Below are 17,872 nucleotides of genomic sequence, written 5' to 3'. Positions count from 1 at the left end.
TCTTTCCATCCTTTCCTAGTGAAACTTACATAATTAATTGTAATTAAGTTTTTTCAGGAATTGAACTAACAACACCTATTATTGGTAATTCCAACAATTCTTCTAGTTCCTTCTCATTTTTTATCGATGTATCGAAATATTCTCTTAAAAAGGCAATACCGACTCCAAGAAATATGCCAAACGTAATGGCAATTGCTATATTTAGAGGTATGTTAGGCGAAATTGGAATTGGGGTATCTTGATATTTTGCAAGGGATAAAATATTAATGTTATCAATGCTCATTAAGTTCGGAACTTCCTCTTTAACTACTTTTCCAATTGAATTAGCGATTTGAACTGCTTGATAATGACTCTTATCCCTCACTTTGATCGTTATTACCTTCGATTCACTCACATTGTGTACAGTAATTTTATTAGTTAATTCTTCTTCTGTTATGTTCAAATTTAAGTCTTTAATTACTTGCTGTAGTATAACTGGGCTTTGGATAATGACCGTGTACGTATTTATTAATTGTAAATCAGTTTCTATCGCCTGATAGAAATTAACCTCTTGATTCACATTTTTTTGATTGATTAATAATTGCGTTTCTGCTTCATACATTGGTTTTGCAATATAGAAACTATATACAAGAGCAATGCTTACACAAAGAATCGTTATACTGATAGTAGAAACAGTATATTTAATTATTGCCCTTTTTAATTTTTGATAATTAATTGGAGTTTGCATTTTGTCCCCCCTGTTCCAAAGCCGTATTGTCAAAACTTATATATATAAATCGCTAATAATCGTTGGTTTTATAGTCTTTTACGCAAAAAAACTTGCCACCCCCTGGATTTTGGTGTTAGTTGAGGTTACCACACCACACAACTACCCAAAAAGGAAGTGACAAGTTTGTACCCTCAATTATTAGCGTATTTAATTGAATTTATCAAGTACCAAGAAAAAATAATTAAAATATTAATGGTGATAATATTTGGTAAGGCTGTTGGAAGTGTGCGTCCTGAACAGCCAATTAATAAAGAATACCGCAAGTTACAAGTTGATAAGTTACCCATTCTGTATCAACCTGAAAAAGCATCCTTTCAGGATTTACTAATCGCCTACTTCCATGAACATGGCAAAGAATTAAAGCCTGTAAGACGACACGCCAAGTCCAAATCAAAAGTACCTGAAAACCTCTGTTGTCCTAAGTGTGGTGCACCTTCCTCGTATTTGTATGCGAATAATGGTGCAAAAGGACAATATCAATGTAAGGTATGTGATTGCTTATTTAATCAAAAAAGTCGCTATCAGAAAGAGGCTATTCTTCGTTGCCCCCACTGTATGAAGACCTTAGAGAAAATTAAAGAGCGAAAAGATTTTCACATTTGGAAGTGTAAAAGTAATCAGTGTTCCTATTATTTATCCAATATAGGTCGAATGAGTAAGGAAGAAAAGACCCGATTTAAACAAGATCCACAGGCGTTTAAAGTGCGTTATATTTATCGTGAATTTTTGTTTGATTATCAACCTTTATCTCCAGCATCACCAGTAAAACCACGTGTAGATTTATCACGGATTCATACGTCATCCCATACACTTGGATTGATTTTGACATACCATGTGAATTACGGTATTTCAGCACGGAAAACAGCAGCGATTATGCAAGACATACATAATGTTTCCATTTCACATCAAACGATATTAAATTACGTGAACAGTGTCTCCATCTTGATGAAGCCCTTCGTTGATGGTTATCCTTATGAACTGTCCGATCAATTTTGTGGCGACGAAACGTATATTCGGGTTAATGGGAAATGGCATTACTTATTCTTTTTCTTTGATGCGGCGAAAAAAGTTATTCTCTCTTACCGTGTTTCGCCTAATCGCGATACATTGTCTGCCATTAAAGCAATCGATGATGTTTTACAAAAGTTCAAGGAGATTCCCGAAAACCTGAATTTAATCGTGGATGGCAACCCCATTTACTTATTAGCACAACACTTTTTCGCACAACATGACATTTGGTTTGATGTGACACAAGTGATAGGCTTAACGAACGAAGATCCAGTGTCAGCCGAATATCGTTGGTTGAAACAAATTATCGAACGTCTAAACCGGACATTTAAAGGGCATTACCGTGCGACAACAGGCTTTGGTTCCGAAGCTGGCTCGGTATCGTTTGTGACGATGTTTGTGGCCTATTTTAATTTCCTTCGACCGCATGCAAAGCTGGAAAAGCGTGTGCCGGTCATGATTCCAGAGTTGGACCAGATGCCACATATGCCAGCACGTTGGACAAAACTGATTGAACTGGCCCAATTGGAGTTAACGAAATAACCGCAGCCTACTTTTTTTAGCAGAGCCCTCAAATAACTACATACGAATGACAATCGGCGTAGCGAACTCTTGACAAACCGAATGGAGAAAAGGTTAAAATTGGTATTTGGCGAGGGTTATTTGGTGTGCCTACTTTTTCCCCTTCGCCCTCAAAAATATGGGCGCAACCTTTTCGGAATGTTTGTCAAGAGCGATTGTCCCCTCGTTCGGAGAGTACTTATCGCCCAATACCTTGTGTTTTTCAATTTTTCATAGAAGTTTTGACACTACCTCCAAAGCCTAACATTTAATTACAAATGAGCATTTAATGCTCTTCTATGTTCATATAAAAATATACTTATCATTAATATAAATTGATAGGTACTAGAAACTAGAATTCCCATACAAAAACCTGCAAGACCATAAAAATTGTACAAAACAATTGTACTCACTAGATAGACAATTATATTAGTTCCATTAATTACAAATTGCCAATTGATATTATTAAACTTTAGTATAAAAGGATTAATTACTGAAATCATTAACTCCACAATAGCAGTAGCAGAGGTAATATAAATGTATTTCAATGATTCCTCAGCCCAACTTGGATATAAAAAGTTTAAAACAAAAGGGCTTATAAAGACGGTAAAAAAATATCCAATTAATCCAATAAAACTCGTCACTAATATTATAGATAGAAATATTTTGAGCTGGATTTTTTCCATTTTTGACAAATAGCTTAAAATTACACCGTTAATAGGATTAATGATCATGGAAATGATTTTACCTACAATTGTAGAGGTATAGTAAATGGATACGGATACTGGTCCTAATAAGGGGAAAAGTAGGAGTTTATCGGCATAAGATAGTACATTGGATAACAGTGATGAACCCAGTAATACCGAACTTTTATATGTTGTAGACTTAAATAAGATAGTTTTCTCAAAAGGTTCTTTCCAAAGAGTTGAATTTTTAATAATATAAAGTAAGCTACATCCAAAACCTAAGATATATATTGTTTGCCAAGCACCAGTATATTGAAATAGTATTGTCCCTACTACATAGCCAGCAGCTAAGATAATATTATTGATTAATATTTTTTTATAATTAATGACAATTCGAAAACTTACAACATAATATTCTCTAATTAAATTTAATGATGTAATTAGTATCATTAAAAGAATGCTTGTAATTAACAAGTTACCTTCATAAAAAAACGTGCAAAAGGCTACCAAAATGGCACTTATGCCCATACTATATAATAATAGTATATTAAAATCTCCACTATAATTGTTTTCTTCATATTTGCGGTTTAATAATAGTCTAATATTGTTTAATACATTCCCAAAAGGAAAACTTAATACTGTAAAAAGACTGATGAATGTTATGACTATTCCGTACTGCTCTTCTCCAAACTTATCTCCAATTTTAGGAAGAGTATATAATTGTAATATAATAATTGGAATAGCCGTCCCTATAATATTAAAAACTGTATCGAGCAAAAACTTTTTTTTACTCATCCATAAATACTCCCATTAGATTATATTTACTATGAAACATTCAAGATTTTTGTAAAATGGTTTTATTTATAATCAATCCTAGTAAAATCCAAAATGGAATATGTGTTAAATAACTTCCACTCACCAATAATTCAATAAAGCCCATTGAGATCCAAAGAATCATCATATTATAAACATTTATATCCTTTGAAAATAATAATTTAGTCATTTTAAAAAGTAATGCTGTGATTAATATTGTCCCAATAATTACGCCAAAATTTGCAAAAAATTCGATCATGATATTATGAGCATATACACCATCTGCAACTCTCCTATCCCCAGCTATTCCAATACCTAGAAAAGGATTATTAACAATATTCTGCACAATCATTTCATAGATTTCATCACGGCCACTTAAATAAATTTCATTGGAAAGGAAAAGATTTATACTCCGACTATAAAATCCAAATTTCAAAAGGTTATAATTTATTACTAGAATGATATTTTTATAATTAATACAAAAAAACAAAATTAACATGATGAGGGTGAAATATGAAAAAATCCTCATTTTTGAAGTTGCTATACTGACACCGGGTCTAATCAATTTTAATATGATAAATACTGCAATACATAGTAAGGGACCTCTTGAACCAATTAATAAGATTAGTAAAATAGACAACATTGTAATAATAAAAGGAAGTAAACGAAATCGCTCAATAAGCTCATTTAGCGATATTACCACTGGTAGCAGAAGGTAATAAGAGAATGTCATACTATAAGTTCCTATTGATGCAGTACCTAAAATTACTTGTATGCCCATAATGGCACAAGCAATAAAAATAATGATACTCGCTTGTTCCATTACCTTTTTTAATACAGCCCAATTTTTTAACGTAACTGTATAAATAAATACTGGTAAACACATGAAGAAAAGCGGAAAAATAAGCTCGATTAAATAATTACGATTTTCTGGAAAAATGATAAATTGAAGAAAAAAGATGAAAGTACCAAGAAAATAGACGACTATTAACTTCATCATATTTTTTTTCAATATGATGGGGAGCGTAAAAAGAAATAAAACTGCCACAATCCCTTTTGAAAAAAGTTGTATCGCGTTTCCTATAGAGGTTTCGTATAGATTTAAGGAGAATAATATTAAAAATTGAATCGGAAGTACAACGGTTGAAGAAATAATCACGATACTTATTTTTAGATCAGCTATTTCCTCATTCACACTATGTTTTTTCTCTACTGTACCATCCATAGGATCCTCTTTTCCATCTTATCTAAATACAGAAGATTAGAAGTCTCTCACCATATGTTTACAACTCTTTATACAAAGAAATGAGTTTTTGTTCTTCAATACTCCAATTGAATCGCTCTTTTATAGCCAATCGTCCATTTCTACCCATTTCCTTTGCAATATTCGGATTGTCCAAAAGAAAATTAATCGAATCGCATAGTTCTTCCTGATTACTTGGGTCTACTGCGAGGCCAAAATTATACTGATCTAGTATTCTCCTAGCATATGGTGAATCTGTTAGAATGACTGGTAAACCCATTGACATATATTCATAGATTTTTGTATTAAAATTATCCATTTTAATAGGTTCTTCATGGTTTAAAACTGTACAAAGTCCAATTGTACTTTTCTTATAAATTTCCAATACTCCATTTCGATCGACATAACCCTTATATTCAACATATTTGAATTCGGGCATCTCACATAGTTTTTTATAATAGTTTTCAGAAAAAAACTTTCCTGCTAATAAAAGTGTCGCCTTAACCTTTGCTGCTGCTCGAATATTATGTGTAACACCTCTATATTCGTTTAATAAGCCTACATGACATATTGTACGATTCGTATATGTTTTTTCATCATCGAATTGAGAATATAATTCATTCAATATTGGTACATTATCAAGAACAACTGTCTTATTTGCACTTTTTTCAAAGGGATTTTTATTATTAAAAGTACAAGGAATAATCACGGCATCTATTTTTTTTGCGGAGTATGCTTCGTATAATTTATAAATATTCGCGACAAAGCTTCGGAATAACTTCGGAATATAAGTTTTATCTAGTATTGTAAGAAAATAATTTTCATGGGAATCAAATATTACTTTTTTCCCTAGCCGTTTTAATTTATTACCTATGGGCAATAATTCTGGATCGTGAAGATGATAAATTTCTGCATCCACTTCTAATGCTTTTTTTAATATCTTTTTATTCGATAACAACATACGTAATAATCGGTTTTTCGGTTTAAATTTAGTTGATGCAATTTTTACCCCATCTATTGTCTCATCTTCTATATCGTCGTTGACAATTAAAGTAACATCAAATCCATGGCGAGCTAACGATTTACATTCCTTTTGGAAAATTCGAATATCATATCTTGGATGAACACTTGTTAAATGGCAAACTTTTTTAATGATATTCACTCTCCAATTTTGTTCATTCATACCATTCATTTTGTTAAATAATCTATCACTACTTTAGATATCTGTTCCACATCCCACTCATTCATATACGGATGCATCGGTAAAGAAAGTGAACAATTTGAAAGCTCAATGGATACTGATAAATTTTCATCATCTACAAGCAAATTAGAAAAAGCTTTCTGTTGATGTAAAGGCTTTTTATAATAAATCATACTTGGAATTCCAAAATTTTTAAGTGAATTATGTAAACCGTCCCTTTTCTCCAAGGATTTTAATTTTAAAGTGTACTGAGCATAGCTAGAATAGTAGCCCTTAGGAATTGTAGGAACTTCAACATAATTATTTAATTTCTCATGATAATAGAAAGCAATTTGATTTACCTTTTCTAATTCATCTATTATAAAAGCTTTTAATTTCACTTGTAAAATAGCTGCTTGGATGGTGTCGAGTCTTGAGTTTACACCGATGCGAATATTATCATACTTGTCTTCCCCTCTTCCATGTACCTTTAAGGAATGTACTATAATGGCAAGTTCATCATTGTTTGTAAATATGGCTCCTCCATCGCCGTAGCAGCCAAGTGGTTTAGCTGGAAAGAAGGAGGTTGTTGCAGCATCACCAAAACTACACGCCATCTTACCATTGATGCTACCACCAATGCCTTGCGCACCATCTTCCAAAATTAATAAATTATATTTCTTTGCAATTTTATCGATGTTTTGATGATCTGCTGGCAATCCAAATAAATCTACAGGGATGACTACTTTTGGTGTTAATTTCCCTTCCGATAAAACACTCAAAATCGCTTCTTCTAACTTTTGCGAATCCATATTAAAAGTATCCCTACAGACATCTACAAAAATTGGAGTCGCCCCGCAAAAAGCTACAACTTCAGCAGTTGAAAAGAAGGTGAAATTCGGAACAAAAACAGCATCTCCTTCACCTATATTCCATGCCTTTAATACAATGGTCATCGCTTCTGTCCCATTAGCACATGTGATACAATGTTTAACTCCTATAAATTTTGCAAGTTGGTGTTCCAATTCACGAACTTCTTTTCCTTCTATAAATTGACCATCAGATAACACTCGTTGGATTGCTGAGTCAATCTCAGTTTTATAAGCGTTATATTGAGCTTGTAAATCTCTAAATTGAAATTTCAATGGTCCACTCCATTTCCCTATTAAAAAGTTTTATAAATATTATGATAAGGAATTTGTTTGGCACCAAATTGTCTGAAATGGTGTTCGATGTTTTCTTTCATACTTCCCTCAAAGTCAAATTTTTTCCCCATGTTATTTGCCAATTTTATTCCTTCGTACAATAACAATGTTAAGGATTGGGAACTACGAAAAGCAGGGTCTGAACCAGACATTAGATAATACACAGACTCATCATCCCAAACAAAATAAGCTGCGGAATGTATATTATTTTGCTGATCTATACAGTATAAAATCTTTCCCGCATTCCGTTCCAAGCATTCTTTGTGGATTCTTAATACGATATCTAGAGTGTATGGCGTCTTTAAATTTTGTCTCTCATAGGTCATTTGATTTAAAGTGTAAAATTGATAAATATCAAGATTTTCTTTAACAACGACCTTTTTCTTCGCTTTACGAATTAATTTACGAACATTTGAATTGAAATTTTTATAAATCTCATCTAAATCTAAATTATTTTCTATAACATATGTGTATCGTGTTGTTTGTGAAAAACCTCTCCAGTAAAAAGGTAGCCAATTGGTGATTGAATAATGAAAGTACTGTTGATATTTTTTGATATTTAATTTTTCAATTTCATCAATTACTTCATTCATTATTTTTTTCTCATATGAAAGCCTTTTTTCATATTTTTGATTAGGTGGGTAATAGATCCAAATGCCATTCGTTTGAGTAAGTGGTGCCTTCTGAATCGTTAATTGACCATTTTGTATTTGTTTATAAAAAGGTAATGAAGCAATTATTTTCCCATTTTCCTCTATTAATATAACGTCCCACTCATTTAAACAAACTGTATCCATCCACCAACCCTTTGAAAATAAAGGCATCTTCGTTTCCATTTCACTAAAACGCCTATATTTTTCAAGGTCTGCCATAAGCCATTCCCTTCATTCTATTATTAAATAAAGTCTAACGTACTTCCGCGCAGTAGAGGAAGCTTAACACCTTTTTTTTCAAAGGATGCTTTGTAAATGGCAAGTACGAGCTCTAATGCGTCTCTTCCATGCTTTGCCGTTACATATGGTTCCCTATCCTCTTTGATAGCATTGATTACATCTGAGTAAAGCGGAGTATGACCAAATCCGTATACATCGGAAGGATTTTCTGCATAAACTTCTTTTACCTTCGATGGATCTTCAAGCTCATCTGCAAATAGCCACTCTTCTATTCTATTAACGGACTTTCCACCGAGTTTAGCAGTACCCCGTTCTCCAAATATATAGAGAGTTTCTTCTAAATTAGTAGGGTAAACATTGGTCGTTCCTTCAATGATTCCATAACTTCCATTCGCAAAACGAACTAAAGCGACACCAAAATCTTCAGCTTGAATATAATCATGAAGTAAATTGTCCACCATACCAACTACTTCAACGACTTTTTCCCCCATCATCCATCGTAAGAGATCGATATTATGAATACATTGGTTCATTAGAGCCCCACCATCTTGTTCCCAGGTTCCTCTCCAGGATGCTTGTTTATAATACGATTCTCCTCTATTCCACCGAATGTGAGCCGTTCCATAAAGAAGGTTACCGAATCGATTTTTCTCAACTGCTTCTCTTAATTTTTGTACGGATAAATTAAAACGATTTTGATGGCAAGCACTGACCTTAACATTATTTACTTCCGCTTTTTTTATGATGCAATCCGCTTCTTCTAAAGAAAGTGCAATAGGTTTTTCAATTATTAAATGACAACCAGCTTCAATACAATCGAGGGCAATTTGACCATGTTTCCCACTTTCTGTACAAATCGCTACTAAATTAGGCTGTTCAACTTCTATCATTTCTTTATAATTTTTATATTTTTTTACCTTTTCACCTAATGCAAATTTCTCTATCGTTTGATCCATCTTCCAAACATCTAAATCACAGATTGCTACTACTTCAAGATGATTATTGATAGCAGCGTTAATATGATTGGGTGAAATTCTCCCACATCCGATAATCGCATATGTTAAGTTTGTCATTTTTCAACCCCTATTTTAATAAGGTTAGATCCATTCAAAATAATCACTTTTAGGCAATACTTCCTCCAACTGTCTAAAATTATCGTTTATATTATCGTAGCGATTTTCCATTGCATGCCTAATAAATGTTTCTAATTTTTCTTTCATTGTTTTTCCTTCTGTAAAAAACCAGAATGGATGGGTCAATACATGTAATTGATAGTAAGAATCAGAGTTAATTGTTTGAATAGGGTCTTCACGCCAGTACATACGGGAGTCCGAAATGTATTTTATTTCATTGAAAAACTTTGAAGAATAAGAGTTTATTATATTATCAAATTGAATATCGTTGTTTAAGATGAGTTTAGAAGGTCGATGCATAGAAACTACATTTACTTCCCTATTCAATAATTCACTAAGAAGGGTTATTTCTTTTTGTACATACTGTTTTACATCATCAACAGTGTATACATCATATCTTTTTTCATCGAAATGAAGCCCTATTCCATGACCTAAGGATAAAATTTTTTGTAGTTTTTCAGTAGCATTTCTGGAGTAAAGATTGTAAAAATCTGTTGTTAGTAAGAAGAAATAGGTAGATTTCACACCAAGATTATGTTCAACTTTTGCCATGCTAAGGGCATTATCAATGGTGTAATCAACATCGTGTCGAAGAATAACTGTTTTTTTATCTTCATCGATTTCGTCATAAAAACAAAAGTTATATCCTTTATCTATTAATAAATTTAATAATTTTATATATCCTTCAGTGGAAAACTCCATTTTGTTCCCCTTTCAATTAATTATCCCCTTACCCATCACTTTTTTCTAATTTTCCATTTATTAATTGATAGGCCCTATTACATTCAGAGCAAGTTAACGTTTCTTTTAATCCTCTTCCACATTCACAAACCCATCCAATTTGTCTTGCTGGTACCCCAGCCATCAATGCATAATCTGGGACATCCTTCGTTACAACTGCACCAGATGCAATCATGGCATAACGTCCAATGGTGTTGCCACAAATAATTGTCGCGTTTGCTCCAATTGTTGCACCAAATTTCACTAATGTTCTTATATAGCCTTTTGAACCTTTTGGATATTGACTTCTCGGAGTTAAATCATTTGTAAATACAATTGAAGGTCCACAGAAAACATAGTCCTCTAATTCAACACCTTCATATACAGATACATTATTTTGTATTTTTACACCATTGCCAATTATGACATTGTTCCCTACATTCACATTTTGACCAAGCGTACAATTTTCACCAATTACTGCACCACTTTGAATGTGGCAAAAATGCCATATTTTTGACCCCTTACCAATTGAGACATTGGCGTCTACGTAACTACTTTCATGAAGAAAATAGTTTAAACCCCCTTTTGGTACATCGTATACCTCCTCCTATAAAAGTTCTATATTCTCTCTGCTTGATACATCAACTAGTGCATTTTTTGTATCAAAAATTACTTTCGCATGTTGTTGTACAAAGGAGTAGTCTACGTTCGTATGAGCCGTTGTCACAATGACTAGATCTGCCTGCTCTATTAACACTTTCGTTAATTCAGTCTCTCCCTTTATGACTCTTCCACTCTTCGGAAATTCTGGGACAAATGGATCAAAATATTTAACGATTGCCCCCTCTTTTTCTAATTCATCAATTACCTTAATTGCAGGACTTTCCCTATAGTCATCAATATCTTGTTTATAGGCGATTCCTAGCATTAATATTTCAGAACCATTTAACGATTTTTTATACTGATTTAGTATTCTACTTGCACGTTCAACACAATATTCAGGCATCCGATCATTTATCATCATAGAAGCTTCAATCATCGAAGTATGAAATCCATATTCACGAGCTTTCCAAGATAAATAATACGGATCTAATGGTATACAGTGTCCTCCCAACCCCGGACCAGGGTAGAAAGCTTGAAATCCATATGGTTTTGATTTTGCAGCTTCAATGACTTCCCATATATTGATATTCATTTTATTACTCAAAATTGCTAATTCATTTATTAGACCGATATTTACATTTCGATACGTGTTTTCTAAAATCTTTTCCATTTCTGCAACAGCCGGTGAGGAAACACGATGAATTGGTGCTTCTAAAATAATTTCATATAAAGTTGCAGCCACATCTGTACATGTTGGCGTAACACCACCAACAACTTTAGGGGTATTTTTTGTCTTATAATAGAGGTTACCTGGATCTACCCGTTCTGGAGAGAAAGCAAGATAAAAATCTTTCCCACAGACTAAGCCAGATGATTCTAAAATTGGTTTTATTAATTCTTCAGTTGTTCCAGGATATGTAGTGGATTCTAGAATGATTAACATCTCCTCATGTAAAAATGGGACGATGTTTTCTGCAGAGGCTTTTACAAAACTTAAATCAGGTTGCTTATAACTGTCTAATGGAGTAGGAACACAAATACAAATACAATCCGCATTCGCTACTTGATCAAAATTAGTGGTAGCTTGAAGTCTACCGGATTTTATGATTTCCTCAAGATCTTCGTTTACAACATCTCCAATATAATTTATACCAGAATTCACCATGTTCACTTTTGATTCTTGTATATCAAATCCAATTGTTCGGTAACCCGCTTTTGCTTTTTCAACTGCAAGGGGAAGGCCTACATACCCTAAGCCAATTACGCCAAGAACTGCCGATTTGTTTAATAATTTTTCCATCAAAATTCTCATATTCTGACCCTCTATTTTCGAATAATTTGGTCTAGTCTTTTGGTTAACACTTTAAAATCAAAATCTTGCGCGGCTTTCAATGCGTTTCTTGAATATGTTTCGTAATCTTCCTGTGAAATTTGGGAGAACTGAATGATATTTTCAGCTATTTGTTCTGGAGTTGCATTGTCAGTAACGAGTCCACAATTGTATTTTTTTATTAAGTCATATCCATATTTGCAATCCGAAATAGTCGGTTTGCCACTAGCAAAATATTCAAATAGCTTATTCATACTAGTTCCGTATTTTTTTAGGTCATTTTTTTCGAAAAGCTGCACAACATTTAAGTCGGATTTTTTTAGGACATAAGGTATGTTCTTTTTAGAAATTACACCTTTAAATTTAATATTATTGATACCATTCTCCCTACAGTATTTCTGTAATGATTCTCTTTCAGTTCCATCACCATATATTAAAAAAATAATTCTATCATTCTTCTTTTTTTGTATAATTTCTGCAATGTTGATTATCTTTTGAACATTATTTGCTTTTCGAATAGAGCCTGCATAAACCACTTTAAAAAGATGATCATTCGATAAATCTGAGTCTTCTATTTTATATTTTTCGCTGTTCTCATGAAACGAATCAAGGTCTACTCCATTATTAATATAATTAACTTTTGCTAGGTTAACCGGTCCTCCACTATCCTTATCCCAGCCCCTTTCAATAATATAGTCTTTGCCACCTTCAAATGTAAAAATTAGTTTATCTGCATGCTTATAAATCCATTTTTCACCTTTATATAATAGTTTTGTTAAAATATGATTCTTATTTAATATTCCATATGCAACTAGCGATTCTGGCCATAAATCTCGTACCTCACAAATACAAGGTATACCGAACTTTTTAGCAATTTTTATACCAGCAACTAAAGTAAGTGGATGCACACTAGAAGCCAAAATAGAATCAGGCTTTCCACGCTTTTCCGCGTATTCTTCTGCTACTAATAACAGATTGCGATAAAAGGAAATCATATTCTTTAATCGTTGTTTACCGTTTCCTTTATATCTGGGTGTTTTTAAAAATACAAACGGGATATTGTCCACTTCGTCAGTTTTATAAATATTTTCTCCCATCTCAATAATTCCATCTGTATTATGAATTGTAGAAGCACAGAATATGGTCGATTGAGTCTCAAATTCTTTTAAATATTTTGCAAAAGAATAATGTCTACCACCTTGATCAACGAACATAGCTGTTGCATAATGATTGAAAATCCAAACATTCATTTTCAAATTTGGTGTTCACCCCACAATTTTTTAACCACATTTACTACTCTACACATATCAATATCTGTCATTTTTGTATCAGAAGGTAAACAAACACCGCTTTCAAACAATTTTATTGATACACCTTTGCCAATAAAATCATAGTTTTGAAAGAATGGCTGTAAATGCAACGGCTTCCATATATGCCTTGACTCAATATTCTCCTTTTCTAGGGCTTCTATTACATCAATTGGTTTAATCTTCCCATGTAATGTTATACATGATAACCAATGGTTTGGTTCATTCCATTTATTGATTGGCATAAAGTTAATTCCTTCTAATTCACTTAATGCACTTTTATAAAATTCAAATATTGCTTTCTTTTTTTCGATTCGCTCGTTTAGAACTTTTAATTGGCCTCTCCCAATCCCAGCTAACACATTACTCATCCGATAATTATAACCAAGCTCACTGTGCTGATAATATCTCGCTGGATCTTTTGCCTGAGTGGCCCAAAACTTCACTTTCTCTATGTGTTCTTTTTGATTCGAAACTAACATACCACCACCAGAAGTAGTGATAATTTTGTTCCCATTGAAGGAAAAGACTCCAATATCACCAATTGTTCCCGTTTGTTGTCCTTTATAAAGAGTTCCTAAACTTTCCGCTGCATCTTCTATAACTCGTACATTTTTTTTCTTGGCGATTTTCATTATTTGATCCATGTTTGCTGCTAAACCATAAAGATGAACCACAATGATTGCTTTAACGTTTGGATATTTTTGAAACGCTTCTTCTAAGGCAAACGGACACATGTTCCAAGTGTTCTCATCACTATCTATAAAAACGGGTATTGCATTTTCATAGATAATAGGGTTTGCAGTTGCTGCAAACGTAAGCGAAGGGCAAAATACAATATCTCCCTTTTTTATCCCAATTGCTTTTAACGCAAGGTGAATTGCTGCCGTACCAGATGAAAGAGCAGCAGCCGATTTTACTCCTATCTTTGAGGCAAACTCACTTTCAAATGCGTTGACATTCGAGCCTAAAGGAGCTATCCAATTTGTGTCAAAGGCTTCTTGGATATATTGTCGTTCAAATTCTTCATCACTCATGTGAGGAGATGCCAAGAAAATTCGTTCTTGATTTATAGCTTTAACTGATGTTTGCCCTTCAAAGTTTGTCACATAATCCCCCTTTCTTTCATTACATTTCAAGGATTTACAATGTGAGTACTTTTGTTACTGTACTGTTTATTAGCAATCTCTATCACTTTGCTCTTTAATTGATGGAAATCTTGACAATTGAGTTCATCTAAATAATAGAGAAGTTGTTTTTCTTCTATCGGTGTTGCTTTTCCTATGTGTATCTTAGGATATATATGCATTTCTTGAATTTCTTCTTCATTTAGCAATTCTTCATGTAATTTCTCTCCTGGACGAATTCCTGTATATTTAATACCAATAGACTCTACTGAATACCCGCATAATTTAATTAAATTTTCAGCAAGATCAACAATTCTGATTGGTTCGCCCATATCAAGAACAAATACTTCCCCACCATGCGCAAGAGCACCTGCCTGAATGACAAGTCGTGATGCTTCTGGAATGGTCATAAAATATCGAGTCATTTCTGGATGTGTAACGGTTACAGGCCCACCAGCTAAAATTTGTGATTTAAACCTAGGAACCACACTTCCACGTGAATCTAATACATTCCCAAACCGAACTGCTGTAAAATTTGTAGAACTTTTTATTGCTAAGTTCTGGATAATCATTTCTGCGATTCTCTTCGTTGATCCCATCACACTTGTCGGTTTAACCGCCTTATCCGTTGATATCATTACAAAATTAGACACATTAAACAGATGAGCAGCATCAGCAACATTTTTGGTTCCAAAGACATTATTTTTAATTGCTTCTTGTGGGTTCTCTTCCATTAATGGAACATGCTTATGGGCAGCTGCGTGATAAATTACATCTGGTCTATATTTCTGAACAACTTCAAATATTCGTTCTCTATCCTGTATATCTGCAATAATAGGAATCACTTCGATATTTTTATTACAAGGATTTTCAATCATTTCGAAATGTATATTGTAAATTGAATTTTCTCCATGCCCTAATAGTAAGATTTGCCTAGGACTAAATTGAGCTACTTGTCTACAAATTTCAGAACCTATTGATCCTCCTGCTCCGGTAACTAGGATCACTTTGTCTAATAACTTATTTGAAAGCACCTCTAAATCAAGTTGAATTTCTTCACGACCTAGTAGATGTTCTATTTTTACTTCTCGTACATCATTTACTTTTACTTTGCCTAACATAATCTCTTCTATTTTTGGCATTGTTTTTATTTTTGCCTTTGTTTTTGCACAATAGTTATATATTGTTTTCATATCTTTTTTCCCTAGTGAAGGAATTGCTAAGATAATCATATCTATCTGCAATTCTTTCACAATTTCTGGGATATCCTTAGTAAACCCACAAACTTTTACACCCATTAAGCTTAAATTTTGTTTATTTGGGTTATCATCTACAATTCCTGCTACATAATATTCCGGAATTGGGTTTCTTTTTAAACTACGAATAAGTAACGTACCTGCTTCACCTGCACCTACAATCAAAACTCTTTTCAAATCTATTTGTGTGTTCTTAAATTTGCGGTAATCATAGAAAACTCTTAATAGAAAACGAGATCCTCCAATTAGTACAACTTGAAGTAACCAAGTAATGATCATCACTTTCACATAAATTATTTGTTGGATAAACAGTTGAATAATACTTGCAGCAGACACACATATCGAGACGGATAACCCAATCACTAATAACTCTTTGACTGACGCGACACTCCATATTCGATTATATAGTTGGAAAAAATGTGCCATAATATGGTGAACAATTAATAGTATAAGGAAGCTAATTATTATAATTGAATCTGGTATTGAAATGGGATTAACAAGCCAATAACTTATAAATATGGCGCAGAGGATCATTGTTGAGTCAATTAAAAAAAAGATGGAGTACCGTAGTGTATGATTCACAAGTTACACCTCTTCTTATTATCTGTTATACATAATCCCTAAGTATAGTGGGAACAATGTCTTACCTTCTAGTTAACAATATATTATTTATATTGAATCTTAGAACTAAAAATTATTATGAATATAATAATCTCCTTCTTGAATATTGAACCATTAATTTAGGTTAATAGTTATAAATACACTGCATGCTACGTAATTTAATATTACCGATTCAATATTATGCGAAATTGAGGTGTTGTTTTGAAAAAATTGCTCATTCTTGGCGGTGCACATATTCTAATCCCTGCGATAAATAAAGCAAAAGAACTAGGATACCATGTCATCATTTGTGATGAACATCCAAATCCTCCTGGAAAGGAAATTGCTCACGAATACTATAATGTTAGTACAACAGATAAAGAAGCAGTTCTTACTTTAGCAAAGACACTAAATATTGATGGTATTATTCCCTATGCATCTGATACAAATGTGACAATAGCTGCTTATGTAGCTGAACAGCTAGGTTTACCAACACATCCATATGAATCTGTAAAAATACTCACTAACAAAGAATTATTTCGGAAATTTTTAATGGAAAATGGTTTTTCAACACCTAAAGCAAGAGGATATAATTCTTTGGAGGAAGCTTATGAGGATTTTCACCATTTTAATATGCCCGTTATGATTAAACCTGTTGATTCTTCTGGTAGTCGAGGTGTATCAAAAATCTACTCATTTGAGGAACTTCCAAATAAGGTGGCCAATGCCCTACATTTTTCAAAAGTAAAGAAATTTATAATTGAAGAATTTATTGAAACTTATGGCTCACATATCGGTGGCGATGGTTTTTCAATAAATGGTCAATTAGTTTTTCGTGCTTTTTCAAATGAATACTTTCCAACTCCTACATCTCCAAATCCCTTTGTCCCAATCGTTACAACATGGCCATGTCATATGCCCAAACATATCCAGTCAAAAATTCATAATGAAATACAACGAGCACTCACTCTTCTAAATATGAAAGATGGCCCATATAATTTTGATATTAAAATAGATGCAGAAGAAAATGTCTATTTAATTGAACTTACCGCACGAAATGGTGGAGATTGGAACCCTGAGGCAATATGTTGTGCGACAAAAATTGATTTAATTGAATATACAATAAAAGCAGCATTAGGTGAAGATTGTGGTGATCTAAAAATGATTGAACCTGATGCATTCGTTTCCACTTACCTATTTACAAGTAATAAAGGTGGAACATTCAAAGGAGTTCATATCCATGAAGAAATCAAAAGTAATATTGTAGAATATGAAATTTTAGTAAAAGAAGGAGATAATATTTCCCCTCTATATGGAGCGAATAACAAATTAGGAATTGCATTATTCAAATTTTCTTCTCTGGATGAAATGAATACGAAGCTTTCGTTAATTCATAAACTAGTAAATGTCATTGTCGAATAGCTTGTACTATAAGAAG

The 17,872-nt window shown here is 33.0% G+C and carries 15 protein-coding genes; 2 read left to right on the top strand and 13 right to left on the bottom strand.

The genetic code is table 11. The features are described from left to right. Positions 1–43: 43 nt before the first annotated feature. Positions 44–727, bottom strand: a complete 684-nt coding sequence (locus tag NKR20_RS05325) for a YveK family protein (protein WP_253424220.1) — start codon at positions 725–727, stop codon at positions 44–46. A 165-nt stretch (positions 728–892) separates the two neighbouring features. On the opposite strand from NKR20_RS05325, the gene NKR20_RS05320 reads away from it, so the two are divergent. Next, on the top strand, positions 893–2,320 hold the full coding sequence (locus tag NKR20_RS05320; RefSeq protein ID WP_253428046.1) for a DDE-type integrase/transposase/recombinase: 1,428 nt from the start codon (positions 893–895) through the stop codon (positions 2,318–2,320). Between the two features lie 290 nt (positions 2,321–2,610). On the opposite strand, the gene NKR20_RS05315 is transcribed toward NKR20_RS05320, so the two are convergent. The 12 genes from NKR20_RS05315 to NKR20_RS05260 all read right to left on the bottom strand — a co-directional run bounded on the left by NKR20_RS05315 (position 2,611) and on the right by NKR20_RS05260 (position 16,368). Continuing rightward, entirely contained in the window at positions 2,611–3,819 is a 1,209-nt protein-coding gene (locus NKR20_RS05315) for a lipopolysaccharide biosynthesis protein (RefSeq protein ID WP_253424218.1), read from the bottom strand. Between the two features lie 40 nt (positions 3,820–3,859). Further along, positions 3,860–5,062 carry a hypothetical protein gene (locus NKR20_RS05310; protein WP_253424215.1) on the bottom strand — a complete coding sequence of 401 codons (1,203 nt, stop codon included), beginning with the start codon at positions 5,060–5,062 and terminating at the stop codon, positions 3,860–3,862. A 58-nt stretch (positions 5,063–5,120) separates the two neighbouring features. Then, positions 5,121–6,272 (bottom strand): glycosyltransferase, encoded by a 1,152-nt coding sequence (locus NKR20_RS05305; protein ID WP_253424212.1) that lies wholly within the window; start codon positions 6,270–6,272, stop codon positions 5,121–5,123. After that, positions 6,269–7,405 (bottom strand): DegT/DnrJ/EryC1/StrS family aminotransferase, encoded by a 1,137-nt coding sequence (locus tag NKR20_RS05300; protein WP_253424209.1) that lies wholly within the window; start codon positions 7,403–7,405, stop codon positions 6,269–6,271. Before NKR20_RS05300 ends, NKR20_RS05305 begins: the two co-directional genes overlap by 4 nt. Positions 7,406–7,425: 20 nt before the next feature. Further along, entirely contained in the window at positions 7,426–8,301 is an 876-nt protein-coding gene (locus NKR20_RS05295; RefSeq protein WP_253424206.1) for a GNAT family N-acetyltransferase, read from the bottom strand. Between the two features lie 59 nt (positions 8,302–8,360). Beyond that, the gene (locus NKR20_RS05290; protein ID WP_253424203.1) at positions 8,361–9,431 is read right to left on the bottom strand and encodes a Gfo/Idh/MocA family protein; all 1,071 of its coding nucleotides are present in this window, start codon (positions 9,429–9,431) and stop codon (positions 8,361–8,363) included. Between the two features lie 24 nt (positions 9,432–9,455). After that, the gene (locus tag NKR20_RS05285; protein ID WP_253424200.1) at positions 9,456–10,193 is read right to left on the bottom strand and encodes a polysaccharide deacetylase family protein; all 738 of its coding nucleotides are present in this window, start codon (positions 10,191–10,193) and stop codon (positions 9,456–9,458) included. A 28-nt stretch (positions 10,194–10,221) separates the two neighbouring features. After that, positions 10,222–10,740, bottom strand: coding sequence for an acyltransferase (locus NKR20_RS05280; protein ID WP_253428061.1), 519 nt, complete (start codon positions 10,738–10,740; stop codon positions 10,222–10,224). Positions 10,741–10,818: 78 nt separating this feature from the next. Continuing rightward, positions 10,819–12,126: a nucleotide sugar dehydrogenase gene (locus NKR20_RS05275; RefSeq protein WP_253424197.1), complete on the bottom strand. Its 1,308-nt coding sequence runs from the start codon at positions 12,124–12,126 to the stop codon at positions 10,819–10,821. 11 nt (positions 12,127–12,137) lie between these two features. After that, positions 12,138–13,394 carry a glycosyltransferase family 4 protein gene (locus NKR20_RS05270; RefSeq protein ID WP_253428059.1) on the bottom strand — a complete coding sequence of 419 codons (1,257 nt, stop codon included), beginning with the start codon at positions 13,392–13,394 and terminating at the stop codon, positions 12,138–12,140. A gap of 2 nt (positions 13,395–13,396) precedes the next feature. Further along, positions 13,397–14,488 carry a DegT/DnrJ/EryC1/StrS family aminotransferase gene (locus NKR20_RS05265; protein ID WP_253428057.1) on the bottom strand — a complete coding sequence of 364 codons (1,092 nt, stop codon included), beginning with the start codon at positions 14,486–14,488 and terminating at the stop codon, positions 13,397–13,399. A 98-nt stretch (positions 14,489–14,586) separates the two neighbouring features. Continuing rightward, positions 14,587–16,368 carry a polysaccharide biosynthesis protein gene (locus tag NKR20_RS05260; protein WP_253428055.1) on the bottom strand — a complete coding sequence of 594 codons (1,782 nt, stop codon included), beginning with the start codon at positions 16,366–16,368 and terminating at the stop codon, positions 14,587–14,589. Positions 16,369–16,656: 288 nt separating this feature from the next. Between NKR20_RS05260 and NKR20_RS05255 the strand changes: the two genes are divergently transcribed. Further along, the gene (locus NKR20_RS05255; RefSeq protein ID WP_253424194.1) at positions 16,657–17,856 is read left to right on the top strand and encodes an ATP-grasp domain-containing protein; all 1,200 of its coding nucleotides are present in this window, start codon (positions 16,657–16,659) and stop codon (positions 17,854–17,856) included. Positions 17,857–17,872: the final 16 nt, after the last annotated feature.

The sequence above is a fragment of the Ureibacillus endophyticus genome (assembly GCF_024159215.1).
Taxonomy (GTDB): Bacteria; Bacillota; Bacilli; order Bacillales_A; family Planococcaceae; genus Ureibacillus; species Ureibacillus endophyticus.
The sequence above is the reverse complement of the archived record's forward strand: the minus strand, read 5'-3'. Positions and strand labels throughout refer to the sequence as shown.